This window comes from Chitinophaga jiangningensis, from assembly GCF_900142605.1.
GTDB lineage: Bacteria > Bacteroidota > Bacteroidia > Chitinophagales > Chitinophagaceae > Chitinophaga > Chitinophaga jiangningensis.
In genome coordinates, this window is the sequence record NZ_FRBL01000011.1 from 154883 (window position 1) to 169459 (window position 14577).

The following is a 14577-nucleotide window of genomic DNA, read 5'->3' on the forward strand; positions in this document are numbered from 1 at the left end:
TTAGGGAGGAACAAACGGCTATTTCAAAATAATCCGGTCCTGATCAATGGTATAATTTATATTACCGGTTATCTTGAGATCGGAAAGGAAATCTTCCAGGCTGTTTCGTTTCATAAGGCCGGTAAAGGTTTGCTGTAATAATTGTGGGTTAGCGATGGTAAATTGCAGCCCATAAAACCTGGAAGCAGCATCAGCCAGTTCCAGCAGATTCATATGATGATAGTAACAGGTTCCATCCAGCCACGCCAGCACCTCTTCTTCTTCAAATGATTGCACGGTAAAGGTATTGCCATCGTACTGTGCCTGACTGCCCGGCTTCAGCAGCTGCTGCGTCGTGGCCTCGCGGTTACGCACCATTACCGCACCGCTGGTGAGGGATGTTGCTACGTTGGCGCCCGGGTAGGCATTTATATTAAAAGTTGTTCCCAGCACATCTATATCATTCGATGCAGTATGTACTATAAAAGGATGCTGTGGGTCCCTGGCAATCTTAAAATATGCTTCTCCGCTAAGGTATACTTCGCGGGAGCTGCCTGAAAAATGAAATGGAAACCTGAAGGTAGTTGCTGCGTTGAGTGATACTTCCGAACCATCTGACAATACAATCTTGTATTGCTGGCCGGCAGGCACTGTCAGGCTGTTCTGTGCAGTGTCAGTAGAGGCATAGCTCATACCACCCGCATGCGAGGATATAACGGCATTGCTTATACGTAAGGTATGGCTGCTATCAGACGGGTCGAGAGTGATAACCTCCCCATTTTTTGTTTGTAACCGGATAGGAACTTTTCCTGAAACGGCAAGTGTATTAAGTTGCTGATGGGCCGGATTACTCCGGTAAAGGTACCAGGTGGCTCCCATGGCGATGCATACCATCACCACCGCTGCCGCAGCCATTCGCATTCTTTGCATACGCATCCTGCGCCGGCGGCGCTGGTAGTTATTTAACAGGGCTTGCTGGGTATCCATGCGTTGCACAAAATCCTCCACGTTGAGTGCAGTTCCCTCCTGTTCCAGCTCTCGCCAGGTAGCTGAGAAGGCAGCATCCGTACGTAATTTTTCACGGATTAACTGCTGCTCCTCGGCGGTAGCGTTGCCGGAAAAATTTGTAATATATAATTGGAGGATATGATCTCTATCCATGGCGGTTATTTCGGGATGATAGCATGACGTAATATTTTTAATCCCCGCTTGAGGTGTGTTTTTAGTGAGTTCAGGCTGATCCCCATTTCATCGGCAGCCTCCTGGTAGCGCTTTCCCTGCAGGTACACCATTTGTATGGCCGCTCTTTTCTGGCAGGTCATTTCATCCAGGGTGGCATTTAGCTGACCGGTATAGTCAGGCGTTTTTTCATAAACCGTTTCTGTATCATCCTGTAGCTGGCTGAAGACCGCCTGTTTTTCACGCTGCGCTTTTAGCTGCCTGAGTAAATTCAGACTACGGTTTTTTACGGCCTGGAAAAGATAGCCTTTTACCTCACCTTCCAAATTTAAGTATAATTTTTTATCCCAAACATCCAGGAAAAAGGCCTGAACGAGGTCTTGTGCTTCATCCTGGTTACGGATATACCAATAAGCGTTCAGACAAAGCATTTCATAATACTTTGTAAACAAGGCGTCGAATGCGGCACTATCACCCGCTTTCAACCCCTCCAAAATTTCGGAATCTGGCTGCTTATGCATGGAATACTGGCACTGATAAATTACAGGTGGTTACGCCTGTTACTTTGGTTGACTATTGCAAATCGGGATACATTGGCAGTTTTTTCACTGTTCTTATTGGTTTTTCCTGCTGCCATCCGCCAGATTAAGATATAAATATTAAATCAGATTTTTAGTTTTTTTTCTTACACTATATTATTTTAATAGTTACTTCTTCACCTTGTTTAACTGTGCCGGCATGGAAGCTGGCCAGTAATTGCTCCTTCCCGGTATCCAGCAGTGCTTCTTCATGTGAGCCAAAGTACTTTACTTTAATCACGTTTGCAGGTATCCCCTTTCCTTTTGTAAGTACAATATTTTCAGGGCGTATAAATTTTGTTTTTCCTTTCAGGGAGACTTTATTGAATTTGCCGAACAAGGCCGCGCAGTAATCATCAGCCGGCTTCAGGTACACCTCCTGTGGTGTCCCATCCTGTACAATTTCCCCCGCACGCATAATCAGGATACGATCAGCCCAGGACAATACATCCAGCGGATCATGGGAAGTGAGGATACAGGTGATGGACAGCTCACTGGCTATATCTGCAATCACATCTTTGAGCTGTTGTTTATGAATCATATCCAGGTTAGAAAAAGGCTCGTCCAGCACCAGCAGCTGCGGTGCGGTAGTCAGCAGCCTGGCTAGTGCCACGCGCTGCCGCTCCCCTCCGGATATCTGGTCGTTCTTCCTTTTAAAGAGGTGGGTAATGCGGCATACTTCATACACGTGCATCGCATCTTCGTCCACCAGTTTGTTGTCGCGCTCCAGGATTTCCTCCACGCGGAAGTTATTGCGCAGTTCAAAGTGCTGCGACAAATAAGCAATCCCCGGATGGCCCGGCAGCAATACTTCCAGCGGCCCCTTTACCCGGTTGCCGTTAAAACGTACCATGCCCTCATCAGTCTGGATAAGGCCGGAAATGATCTTCAGCAACGTGCTCTTGCCCGACCCGGTGGCTCCGGCAATGGCCAGCTGCTGAAATTGCGGCTGTACAAAGTTGATGTCCTTTAATATCGGCTGATCCTGTAACTTTTTGCTGATTCCGCTTACCTCAATAAAATTCATAATGCCGCCATTATTGGTTAAAATGAAGCCGTAAAGGTATTCAAAATGCAATAAAATGGCGGTATTTCTTGTATATGGGCCTTCAGGCAACAAGCCCCTATGTATATACGAAATTGTTCATATATTTGTAACCGCAGTTACATTCATTATTTACCACTTTGGCATGATTTTGGCCAACCCCTCTTTCAAGAGGCAATTAAAAAAAGTTTTAACCAATGCGACAAACATTCGTAGCCGTAGCAGCCGCTTTAGTACTGTTCTCCTGCAAAAGCCAGCCTGACCAGGCGGCTATTGAGGCAGCAAAGCAAGCCACCATTGATTCTATCAACAACGTCAACCTCGTTAAACAACAGATGATTGACTCCATGAATCATGTGGGCAGAAAACACAGCAAAAGCGCTGCAAATGAAAGTGGGTTTTCTCCTGCTGAATACGAGGCTCCAGCCGATGGAACCACAGCAGCCGCGGCTCCTGCTGAAACAAAGAAAAAGAAAGGCTTTAGTTCCTGGAGCCACACCGCTAAAGGTGCCGTTGTGGGCGCCGGCGCTGGTGCTGTAACCGGAGCTATCGTTAACAAAGACCGCGTTAAAGGTGCCGCTATTGGTACCATTATCGGTGCAGGCGTTGGTGCTGGTACCGGAGCGATCGTCGATCACGCGAAAAAGAAGAAAGAACAGCAGTAATTTCTTTTTCCATTCATAAGGTTAGATTTAAGCTGGAAGCAGCTGTCTTTAAAAGGCAGCTGCTTCTTCTTTATATATACCTCCTCACTGTTGCCCAGCTTCATCCGAAACCTAGTATATTCATTTTGTTTAATTCTAATTACTAATTTCTTCAACAGATTAATCCCCCATCACCATGAAACAATTTTACCTTCTTATCCTGTTATTGCTCTATTATAAAACCGGAACAGGCCAGCAATACGCCACCAGCCAAACAAACGGAATAACCGGTATCTGCCTGCTGTGCAATGTAGCCAACCCCAACAATGCTATTGACAACAATGATCTCGGAAATTACTCCAGCCTCAATATCACAGCAGGACTGCTTGGGGTAACCGTTTTTCAGACCCTCATCTTCCCAGCCACTGCCGGAGGCAGCTGCGATTCCCTGTTCATCGGGGTGGGCACCAGTGGCAGCATCAGCGTGAACCTCCTGGGAGGCATCAGTGTCCAGACATACCTGGGAACTTCCGCCAACAACGACTTACAAGTGGTGGACAGTAGCCACTTCCGGTTTACAGGAACAAACACGGGTGAAATACTGTTACGCCCGGTGGGCACCTTCGACCGGGTAAAGATTACCTTCACCAGTAGTCTTGCTGGCCTGCTGACCAGCCTGCGCTTATTTTACGCCGGTTACAAACCTGCGGTACCAACGCCGGCAGCAACTGACAGTATAGCTATCTGCTCCGGGGACAGTGCCACCGTATCAGCCGTACCTCCGGCAGGAGCCACTGTTTCCTGGTACAGTGCTCCATCAGGCGGAACATTGCTTCATACCGGCAATAGCTACACGTTTACTCCCCCAGCAACCGTAACAGTATATGCCATTGCGGGAATTGGCAGCTGTAGCAGTGCTCCAAAGCCGGTTACGGTGATCGTTAATCCTTTGCCGGCAAAACCAGTTTATTCCGTACCACAGGGCAGGCAGTGTAATGACCAATCTCTTGTTATCAGTAATCACACCACCGGCCTTAGCTATTCAGTAAATGTAAATTATACCGGAAGCGGAAATCTTAATAAAGACACCAGCTTCACAGTACAACATTCAAATACAATTACGATAAAAGACCTGGGATATTATTTCAATGCTACAGCCAGTATCTCCATCAGGGCTATAAATGATACCACCGGTTGTATTTCTGACAGTACCAACCGTGCATTCATCTTCGGTGGCCACGCGGCAAGGGCAGTGGTAACCGGCGACAGTGCCATCATCTGCAAAGGCGATTCTGTTACGCTCAACGCCAATTTACTAAACGACCCATCCGGAACCAATCTTGCACTTATTAAATGGTACGATACACCCGTAAACGGTACCTTGCTCTACACCGGACATAACTTCAAAAGTAAACCGGATACCACTGTCACCTATTATGTTACCGCTGCTTTTGAATGTGACTATCCCGTACGTACACCCGCCAAGGTGATAGTAAAGAAGTTAGCGCTGCCAGATTTCACAGTACCACAGGGCGTAGCATGCGGTGTGCAGCAGCTACCGCTGAATAACAGGCAACCCGGTTACTATTATGCAGCCAGATTCGTTTACCGCAGCTTCCTTGGTGTTATGAAAGATACCTCCTACTATAGCTATTCCTCCCAGTATGTCACTACACCGCCCATATTTCCTATCCTTCCAGTGGATGTGCTGGTATACCTGCAGGCAATAGACTCCGTCAGCGGATGTAAATCAGATACAGCACAGATGACCTACAGCATGGGCGGTTATGCATTACAACCTTCCACAACACAGGACTCAGTGCAGATCTGCAACGGATCAGCCGTAACCCTGCATAGCTATATCCCCGGATTCAACGATCCAACCGTGCGGTTCCGGTGGTACAGTGCTGCTACAGGTGGTACCTTATTATCTTCAGCAGACTCACTGGTGGTAAGTCCTTTGGGTACCACCACCTACTATGCTTCTGCAGGTTATGAATGTCAATTCCCTGCCAGAACGCCTGTAACCGTTGTTGTATCGGATTGTAATGCCCTGAAGGGGCAGGCGCTTCAAAGTGTTTCATTACATCCACGTACCATAACATATGACAAAGGAATCTACCCTAACCCAACAACAGGCACAATTTTCCTTGATTTCAAACAGGATATTACGGGCAGCCTGCTGCAAATATTTGATATCAACGGACGGGAATTATTACGGGAAGTGCTGGCCTCTAATCGCTTTAATTTTCAAAACAGAATACCGTCCGGCGGACTTTACCTGGTTAAAGTTTCCAGAAACAATGAGGTGATTTACCAGCAAAAAATAATCTTAAAATAGCCATTTCTTAAATAGGGTGCTGCTTCTCCCACATAAGGGAGGCAGCACCTTTGTATTTAAACGAAAAAGCCACGCTAGAAAGCGTGGCCTGATACATCACCCAAAAATAACTAGATATGAAAGGCCTCCCAGCCTCCAATCGCAGTACGGTTGCAAGTCATTGCCTGTGTCCCGTTTTCCGATGACACATACCTGCCATTATTGCCCCGCAGCGATATGGTGCCGTCAGCATTAACAATCCAGTCAAACTTTTCCCAGTCGCCAATAGTGGTGCGATTACAGGTAATCGGATTGACGCCGTTTTCTGACGAAACATATTTTCCCATAGACTGTAGTGCTACCTTCCCTCCACCTGCATCCACCACGGTAAACTGCTCCCAGGCCTGCGCGGTGGTACGGGTACAGGTCATCGCCTGGGTACCGTTTTCACCACTTACATAGGCATTGTTAAAGCCCCTGAGCGTAATGGTTTGCCCGATAGGTGTGGACGTTTGCGTCATCGAATACACCCGCACATAGTCTACATACATACTTGCCGGCAGCTTACTCTCATCCACGGTTTGACCGGGAAAATCTCCTGCCACTGCAAGATTTAATATTATAAAGAACGGATTATGGAACTCCTCGGTACTGTTGATGTTGTTCAGGATATTCGCCGTAGCAAACTGTACACCATCCAGGTACCAGCGGATACTGCTCGCATCCCACTCTACCGCATACACGTGATAGTTTTCCGGTGTTGTGGTGGTAGTGCCGCCATACGACACATGCCCGTTCGCGTTCCAGTGAATAGTGCCATAAATGGTACTGCTGGTATTGATGCGCTCCATAATGTCAATTTCACCGCATGCCGGCCATCCTACTGAACCAATGTTGTTGCCCAACATCCAGAAGGCAGGCCATAAACCCTGACCGGAAGGCAGCTTGATACTGGCCTCTATACGGCCATATTTTACACTGAAGTGTCCCGATGTATTCAAACGGGCAGAGGTATACGGCATCCCTCCCACACTTTGCTTCCTGGCAGTAATCACCAGATTACCGTTGCTCACACTCGCATTTGCCGCCTGGTAATACTGCTTTTCGTTGTTTACATTCGGGCCGATCTCGAAATTCCAGTTGTTGGTGTTTACACTGGTACCGTTAAACTCATCGGACCATACCAGGTTATACGATACGGCTTCTGTAGCAGCTTTAACTTTACTATCAACCTGCTGCTCCTGCTTATTTTCATGGTCCTTCGTACAGGACATCAGGGCGAGCATTACGCATACGCCCACGTGGAATGGATTTGCTTTCATGGGTTTTACACTTATAAAAGTTAACAATAGAGGGGTGATATACTGTCTTCATAATTACTTCCTTTTAAATTCCAGTTGACTAAATAAACAGCCTCCTTTGGCAAACACAACGCGGATCCGGTTTTCACCTTTATCCAGCTTCACAGCCGGTACAGCCACCTGCTGCCATCCCGCCGCAGCCGGCACCGCCAGGCCCGTTGCCACATCTTTGCCGTTTACCTGTACAGCCAGCACCGCATCGGCGCTGTCTTTAGCCACTGTCAGATTAATAGTGTAACTCCCTGCTTTTGGCACTTTTACAGTGTATTGCAACCATTCGGTATCTTCTGTATTAAATATGTAATAAGCTCCTTTATCTGCTTTGATATCCACTCCATCATTGCGGTAAGCCATCCCGCGATTGCCACGTGTATTTACACCGGGCGTATAATGATAACTCGCGGTATCCCTGTCGCTATAGGCGTAACCGTTACCCCCCAGGTCATAGTCCACCGCTTTCACTACCGCAGCATTTCCAATCACGTGCTCGCGGAACGGAATAGCCTCCGTACTACGGACTTGCCTGAACATCGCATCCACCACATCTCTATGCACAATTGTATTTTCTGCTTTTGTATTACTTACAAATTCCTTCAGTGCCATGTACGCCGCATCCGCAGCTGGCTGCTCCCCTTTCCCGTTCCAGGAATCCAGTATCGCCTGAAACCCGGGATTAATGCGGATCTCCATTGGCTGATTAAAACCAATCTTCTTTTGCTGCCACCAGGCCCAGCCAATATCATTGCGCTCCACCAAACTGATCACATGCTGATACCAGTTGTTACTGTTTTCACCTGATTCCCCTAACCACAGCGGTACATTGTACTGCTCCCTTAATGCCTTAAAGCGTGCGATAGACGCTTCATCCGGGAAGTTGCCATACTTATGGAAGCTCAACACCATATTTTCGTCCCACGTTGGTAGTATACCGTTATAGTTATTCCCGAAGGCGTTTCCTTCTATTATTATAATATGCTTTTTGTCTACCTCCCTGATGGCAGCTGTAATCTCCTGCATCAGTTTCTTCAGCGGTGCATTGGTTTTCTCTTTGCCACCAGATTTATCGGCAGGATCTTCAAAGCCCCAGTTAGGTTCATTGATGATATCATACCCACCAATCCATGGCTCGTTGGCATAACGGGCCGCTAACTTTTTCCATAGCGCCACCGTTTTCACCTGGTTGGCTTCACTCTCCCACAGCGATGGCCTTTCGGGATGCCTGTCGGAAATCGGCAGGTCATTTCCCTGCCCGCCAGGCGCTGCATGCAAGTCCAGGATCAGGTATAAATGATTGGCCTTACACCAGGAAAGCAAAGAGTCCGTCAGCGCAAAGCCTGCTTCCTTCCAGGTTTGCTGCCCTGCCACCGGCTCATCTTCTACCGCCGGCGTATATAATTCATAATGCATGGGGAGCCGCACGGAATTAAATCCCCAGGCCGCCAATGAATCGATATCTGCTTTAGTGGTATGACTCGTCAGCCAGCTATTATATATTTCGGTCGTTTTTTCCGGCCCTACCAGCTCCTGTATCTTCGCTTTAATTTTATATTGCTGCCCCACATTACCCAACCGGAACATGTAACCTTCCTGCAGCATCCATCCACCAAGGCCCATCCCCCTGAGGATCACCTTTTCATTTTTTTCGTTGACAATAATATGACCCTTCGCTTTGAGATATCCCTGACCGTTAGCCAGTAATCCGAACAGTAAGAAAAGCGTTGAAAGTACCATTACTCTTTTGGCAAAAGAGGCATCATAACCGTGAAATCGCATACGTGAACGTGAATTTATAGCTGGTGAATCACTACCGCTAAAGTCTGTAAAACTCCCGACATTGCTGCATTTACGGGTACGTCATTTCTACTACACACCCACTGTAGTGGCACTTATGCCCTCCAAATTGCACACGTCATACCTACTACAATAAAAAATTTCTACATTTACGATTATGAAGTTTATCGGGCATCTGCTATTCCTTATACTGTTACTGGTAAGCACCACGTTATCCGCTCAGCAAACTATCGGGCTGCCTGCTATTGCCAACTACGACCGCACTGTTTACAAAGGCAACGGGCAGACCTACGATGTGACCATGGATAAAAATAGTATCCTCTACTTTGCCAACAATGAAGGCCTCATCTCCTTCAACGGCAGCAACTGGCACCTGCACCCGGTGCCAAATAAAACCCGCGTGCGATCTGTTAAAGCCACGCCGGATGGCCGGATTTACGTAGGTGCCCAGGATGATTTCGGTTATTTTCTCCCCGATAAGAATGGTAACCTGGTATATACCTCCCTCAAACAAAATATACCGGAAGGCAAACGACAGTTTGCAGATGTATGGAATATTGAAACCATGGAGGGCAACATCTTCTTCAGGACCAATAACAAAATATTCCGCCTCAATAATAAGGGTAAAATTGACGTTACTTTTTCCAGAATGGAATGGAAAATAATGGGCTCCAGTGGTAAACACCTCTACGCGGAAGACAATGCAGTAGGGCTTTTCCGCTATGAAAACCAGGAATGGAAATTATGGTGCACCACCCTCACCGACAAACAACTGGTGATCAGCGCTGTACTCAGCGAAAGCAATGATACCCTGCTGGTAGCCACCATCAAAAACGGCCTGTACAAAATTTATCAGAACCAGGTAATCCCCGTCACCACCGCTGCTGACGAGGCTTTCCGCAACACGCATATCTACTGCGGGCTGCAGCTCAGTCCTACCCAGTACGCCATCGGCACCTTCAGCAATGGCCTTTATATAATAGACCTGCCCAGTGGCCGCATCCTGCAACAATTCACCCGCAACGAAGGCCTGCAAAGCAATAACATCCTCCGCATTTTCAGCGATACACGCAGTAATCTGTGGCTCACGCTCGAAAACGGAATCGACAACCTCCACTACAACGCAGCCATCAAACGCATCGCACCGGATAAAGGAAACCTGCTGGGGGCCTATACGGCCAGCATCTTTCAAAACAAACTATACGTAGGCACCATCGATGGATTGTATGTTTCCAACCTCGACAATAACACCGACATCAGTTTGTCCAAAGGCACCTTCAGCCGCATTCCTAAAACATCCGGACAGGTATGGAATTTACACGTGTACAACGGACACCTGTTGATGGGGCACAACGATGGTACGTTTGAAATCAGTAACATGAATGTTACACCGCTGCTAACGGATATCGGCAGCTGGACCTATCTGCCCGTAGGCGGGCGACTGATCACAGGTTGCTACAACGGCCTGGCCGCCGCTACGTTGCAGCAGGGAAAATTTACCGTGCAACGGCATATCAACGGACTCTATGAATCACTGCGTTTCCTCGCACCTGATGATACCGCGCATGTATGGTCCTCCCACCCTTACAGAGGCATTTATCGCCTGCACTTTATCAACGATTCTTTGCGCTTTGACTTATACACGCAAAAGGATGGCTTGCCATCTAACGATAATAATTTTGTATTTACCCTGCAAGGCAAAATGGTGGCTGCCACGCAGGCGGGTATATACGAATACCAGCCTGACAGCAATAAATTTGCACCTTCCAAAAAATGGCAGCCACTGTTTCAGCAGCTGCCGGTACAATACCTCCGCGAAGATGCACAGGGAAATATCTGGTTTGTGTCCGCCAACAAAGTGGGGCTGGCAGATACCAAATCCAACCGCATCATCTACTTCCCGGAACTCACGGATCACATCATCACGGGATTTGAATTCATCTATCCATATGACAACGAAAATATCCTGCTCGCCGGTGATAAGGGACTCATACATCTCAACTATAAAAAATATAACCAGCAACACACCGGCGCCAAAGTGCTGATGGGCGCTATCCTCACCGGCACCCGCCGCACGGATAGCCTGCTTTATGGCGGCTACCCCGGTACCAGCCCGGCCAATGAACCCAGCCTGGCCAACGCTTTCCGCAATTTCAGGTTTGAATTTTCTTCACCTCCCATCAACCAGAACAATAATATATTATACGCCTACCAGCTGGAAGGCTACGATAAAGAGTTTTCTGAATGGTCGCCCAAAACGGAGAAAGAATATACCAACCTGCCATTCGGACATTATCGCTTCCTCGTGAAAGCGAAGGATAACATGGGCAACGTTTCCCCGCTGGCCACCTACAGCTTTTACATTCAGCCAGCCTGGTACCAAACCTGGTTTGCCTGCTGCGTTTATGTATTTCTGTTAGTACTGGCTGGCTACCTCGTATACCAGCGCCAGCGCAAACGGCTGACAGCACAGCAACAGCGCCACCTCAAAGAGCAGGAACAACTGATAGTAAGCCATCAGCTGGAAATGGAACGCCATGAAATGCAACTGGTGAAACTCCGCAACGAAAAGCTGCAGGCCGATGTACAACATAAAAACAAGGAGCTGGCCACCGCCGCCATGAACATTGTACAGAAAGGAAAAACGTTGTCGGATATAAAAGAAGCCTTCCTGGAAGCGATCAAAAAGCTGAGCGATCCCGCGCCCATGCCTAAGTTCCGTAAAGTGATGAAGCTGTTTGAAGAAGCGGAAAATAATGAGGACGACTGGACTGAATTCTCCCGGCACTTTGATGAAGTACATAATAACTTCCTCCTTACCCTCAAGAAAAAATTCCCGGAGCTCACCACTACGGACCTGAAATTATGCGCCTACCTGCGCATCAATCTTACCACTAAAGAGATTGCTCAAACCATGGGTATTTCCGTGCGTGGCGTGGAAACCAGCCGTTACCGGCTGCGTAAGAAACTGGAAATTCCGGGAGAAACGAACCTGTTCGACTTTCTAATGGACGTGACCATGACGGAATCATAAATCAATCGTAAATACCGTCTCGCCCGGTGCCACCGTTTTCAAAGAAAATGCAAAGCCGTGCTGTAACAGGATTTCCTTCACCAGTGTAAGTCCTATTCCCTGTCCATCCTTCTTGTTGCTGAAGAAAGGCGTAAACAGCTGGGCGGCCACGGCGTCGCTGATACCTTTTCCATTATCCGTTACCGTAAGCCGGCGCTGCGCAGCGTCCAGGGTCACCACCACCTTCCCTTCGCGGGCAACCGCTTCCAGGGAGTTTTTGATGATGTTGATCAATGCCTGCTCGAGCAACTGCTGATCAGCCGGCACCTGCATCTCACCGGAAATAATTTGCAATTGCAAAGTAGTATGCTGCATATTTGCAGCTGGTTGCAACAGCATACAGGTATGCTCCAGCAGCCTGTTTAAAGAGAGAGGCACGGGATGGGCCGTGGGAAGCCGCACCACATCCGCAAAGTTGCGCATGAAAGTATTAAGGTTGTAATTACGATCAATGGCTACCTGCAAACTATCCATCAGCAAGCCTTCGCGGGGAATACAGGGGGAATGCTGCACCGACTGTAAAATAGAATTCACCGGGCCTATCGTGTTGTTTACCTCATGCGCCATCATCCGGATCACTTTACCGTAAGCCTTTTTCTCGGCTGCCAGGATTTCTTCCGTCAGCTCTTCCAGCATAATAAAATGCCTCGGAAAGCCGCGGTCTATAAAATGTGATTTTTGAATTTTGTAGGTAGAGATGCCATCCAGCGTGATGGTTTGTGACTTGCCCGACTGCAACGCAGCTATTTCGCGCCACACAGGATGCTGTAGTTCCCCTATACTTTTGCGGCATACCATATTTTCGCTGGTACCCAGCACCTGCAAGGCTTTGGGGTTGGCCTGCTGCACCACATCTTCGTAGTCCAGTATAATGATACCCGTGGGTGAGGTCTGAATTAATTTCTCGAGAAAGAAATGCTGCTGCTCCTGTTTCACCCGTTCTTTACGCAGCTCATCAATCATGTTGTTATACACGCTGATGAGTTTGTCCAGCTCATGCTGCCCCGTAGGTTGAAACTTCACATTGAAATCCCGCTCCCGGATAGCATCTACGCCACGCATCAAAAAGGCAAGTGGCCGCGCCAGCTGGCGGTATAGTCGCCATGCAATAATGGCGGACACCAGCACCAGCGATTCACTCACCATAAACCAGACCCTGTTTTTTTCAAACAGCAACCAGCACAGCACCAATACCACCAGGTGCAGTATACCCAGGAACAGGAGATACTTAATCCTCAGTTTCATCGTACGGAATATTATACTTTTCGAGGCGGCGATACAAGGCGCTGCGGGTTAATCCCAACGAGGCAGCCGCCCTGGAAACCTTATTGCGGTGGAATTCCATGGCCTTACGTATCATGAGCACTTCCATTTCTTCGAGTGTGAACTCCCCTACTGCCGGCAGCTGTCGCCCATTAGTGCCGGTAGCCGTAGCGGCCAGGTGGCCCTGGAAATCTGCCACATCCAATGTATCCTGTGGTGCCAGTAGGATAGTGCGCTCCACCAGATTTTTAAACTGCCGGATGTTGCCCGGAAACGGTTGCCTGCTCAGCCACTTCACTGCAGCGGGCGTCACACCGAGCGCAGGGCGGCGGTAGATTTCCTTCAGGTTGCCGGTAAAGAAATCCAGCAGCAGCGGAATATCGGAGGTGCGTTCCCGTAGTGCCGGTAGTTTTATGGAGATGAGATTGATACGGTACAGGAGGTCTTCACGGAAAAGCCCCTGTGCCACCATCTCACCGAGGTTACGGTTGGTGGCACATACCACGCGCACGTCCACCATTTTGGTGCGACTACTCCCCAGTACCTCGTAGGTACGGTCCTGTAGTACCCGTAGCAGCTTTACCTGCGAGGCTGCATCGAGGTCGCCAATTTCATCGAGGAAAATGGTGCCTTTGTGCGCCATCTCAAAGCGGCCGGTCCGATCGTTGCGTGCATCGGTAAAGGCGCCGCGCACATGTCCGAACATCTCACTTTCAAACAATGTCGCAGCAATGCCGCCCAAATTCACTTTTACAAAAGGCTTGCTGGCCCGGCCGCTGTTTTCGTGAATGGCTTCGGCAATCAGTTCCTTGCCGGTACCACTTTCGCCGGTGATCAGCACCGGGGCATCGGTGGCGGCTATACGCCCAATCGTTTCCAGCACCTGTAACAGCTGTGGGTCCTGGCCTATGATCTGCCCGAAGCGGTAACGGCTGTCCAGCTCCTTACGGATGGCGGGCAGCGGCTGCTGCGCTTTGAGCTGTAAGGCCGTGCGGATGGACTGCAACAAATGATCGTTGCTCCAGGGTTTGTTGATAAAATCCGCTGCCCCCAGCTTCATGCCTTCCACCGCTAGTTGAATCGTTGCCCAGCCGGTGATCAGAATCACGGGGATGTTGGGATAGTCTTCGCGGATTTCACGGAGCAGTGCCAGGCCTTCCTTACCGCTGGTTTCCGGCGTAAAGTTCATATCCAGTATCACCAGCTGCACCGGATGGAGCGCCAGCTGTCGCAGCGCAGCATCGTGGCCGTCCGCACATACCGACCGGAACAACGCTCCCTCCAGCATCAGCTGGAGGGAAGTCCTAACGGCTATATCATCATCTACAATCAGTATCATCTTCA

The 14577-nt window shown here is 48.7% G+C and carries 10 protein-coding genes; 3 read left to right on the forward strand and 7 right to left on the reverse strand.

What is annotated here, in order from left to right; all coding sequences use genetic code 11:
* Positions 1 to 18: 18 nt before the first annotated feature.
* From BUB18_RS26010 to BUB18_RS26020, 3 genes are all read right to left on the reverse strand, one after another.
* Entirely contained in the window at positions 19 to 1140 is a 1122-nt protein-coding gene (locus BUB18_RS26010; RefSeq protein WP_073086781.1) for a FecR family protein, read from the reverse strand.
* A 5-nt stretch (positions 1141 to 1145) separates the two neighbouring features.
* Positions 1146 to 1679, reverse strand: a complete 534-nt coding sequence (locus BUB18_RS26015; protein WP_073086782.1) for an RNA polymerase sigma factor — start codon at positions 1677 to 1679, stop codon at positions 1146 to 1148.
* A gap of 169 nt (positions 1680 to 1848) precedes the next feature.
* Positions 1849 to 2763 carry an ABC transporter ATP-binding protein gene (locus tag BUB18_RS26020; protein WP_143160107.1) on the reverse strand — a complete coding sequence of 305 codons (915 nt, stop codon included), beginning with the start codon at positions 2761 to 2763 and terminating at the stop codon, positions 1849 to 1851.
* Between the two features lie 215 nt (positions 2764 to 2978).
* On the opposite strand from BUB18_RS26020, the gene BUB18_RS26025 reads away from it, so the two are divergent.
* Positions 2979 to 3446 carry a glycine zipper domain-containing protein gene (locus BUB18_RS26025; protein WP_073086786.1) on the forward strand — a complete coding sequence of 156 codons (468 nt, stop codon included), beginning with the start codon at positions 2979 to 2981 and terminating at the stop codon, positions 3444 to 3446.
* 175 nt (positions 3447 to 3621) lie between these two features.
* A complete protein-coding gene (locus tag BUB18_RS26030) occupies positions 3622 to 5766 on the forward strand; it encodes an Ig-like domain-containing protein (protein WP_073086789.1) in 2145 nt (714 codons plus the stop codon).
* A gap of 110 nt (positions 5767 to 5876) precedes the next feature.
* Here BUB18_RS26030 and BUB18_RS26035 read toward each other — a convergent pair whose 3' ends face one another.
* Both BUB18_RS26035 and BUB18_RS26040 read right to left on the reverse strand, forming a co-directional pair.
* A complete protein-coding gene (locus BUB18_RS26035) occupies positions 5877 to 7067 on the reverse strand; it encodes a family 16 glycosylhydrolase (RefSeq protein ID WP_073086791.1) in 1191 nt (396 codons plus the stop codon).
* Positions 7068 to 7121: 54 nt separating this feature from the next.
* The gene (locus BUB18_RS26040; protein ID WP_218588106.1) at positions 7122 to 8879 is read right to left on the reverse strand and encodes a cellulase family glycosylhydrolase; all 1758 of its coding nucleotides are present in this window, start codon (positions 8877 to 8879) and stop codon (positions 7122 to 7124) included.
* A gap of 175 nt (positions 8880 to 9054) precedes the next feature.
* Between BUB18_RS26040 and BUB18_RS26045 the strand changes: the two genes are divergently transcribed.
* A complete protein-coding gene (locus tag BUB18_RS26045) occupies positions 9055 to 11931 on the forward strand; it encodes a ligand-binding sensor domain-containing protein (RefSeq protein ID WP_073086793.1) in 2877 nt (958 codons plus the stop codon).
* Here the strand turns inward: BUB18_RS26045 and BUB18_RS26050 are convergent.
* Both BUB18_RS26050 and BUB18_RS26055 read right to left on the reverse strand, forming a co-directional pair.
* Positions 11926 to 13215, reverse strand: a complete 1290-nt coding sequence (locus tag BUB18_RS26050) for a sensor histidine kinase (protein ID WP_073086795.1) — start codon at positions 13213 to 13215, stop codon at positions 11926 to 11928. The genes BUB18_RS26045 and BUB18_RS26050 overlap by 6 nt on opposite strands.
* Positions 13199 to 14572 carry a sigma-54-dependent transcriptional regulator gene (locus BUB18_RS26055; protein WP_073086798.1) on the reverse strand — a complete coding sequence of 458 codons (1374 nt, stop codon included), beginning with the start codon at positions 14570 to 14572 and terminating at the stop codon, positions 13199 to 13201. The genes BUB18_RS26050 and BUB18_RS26055 overlap by 17 nt, the downstream gene beginning before the upstream one ends.
* Positions 14573 to 14577: the final 5 nt, after the last annotated feature.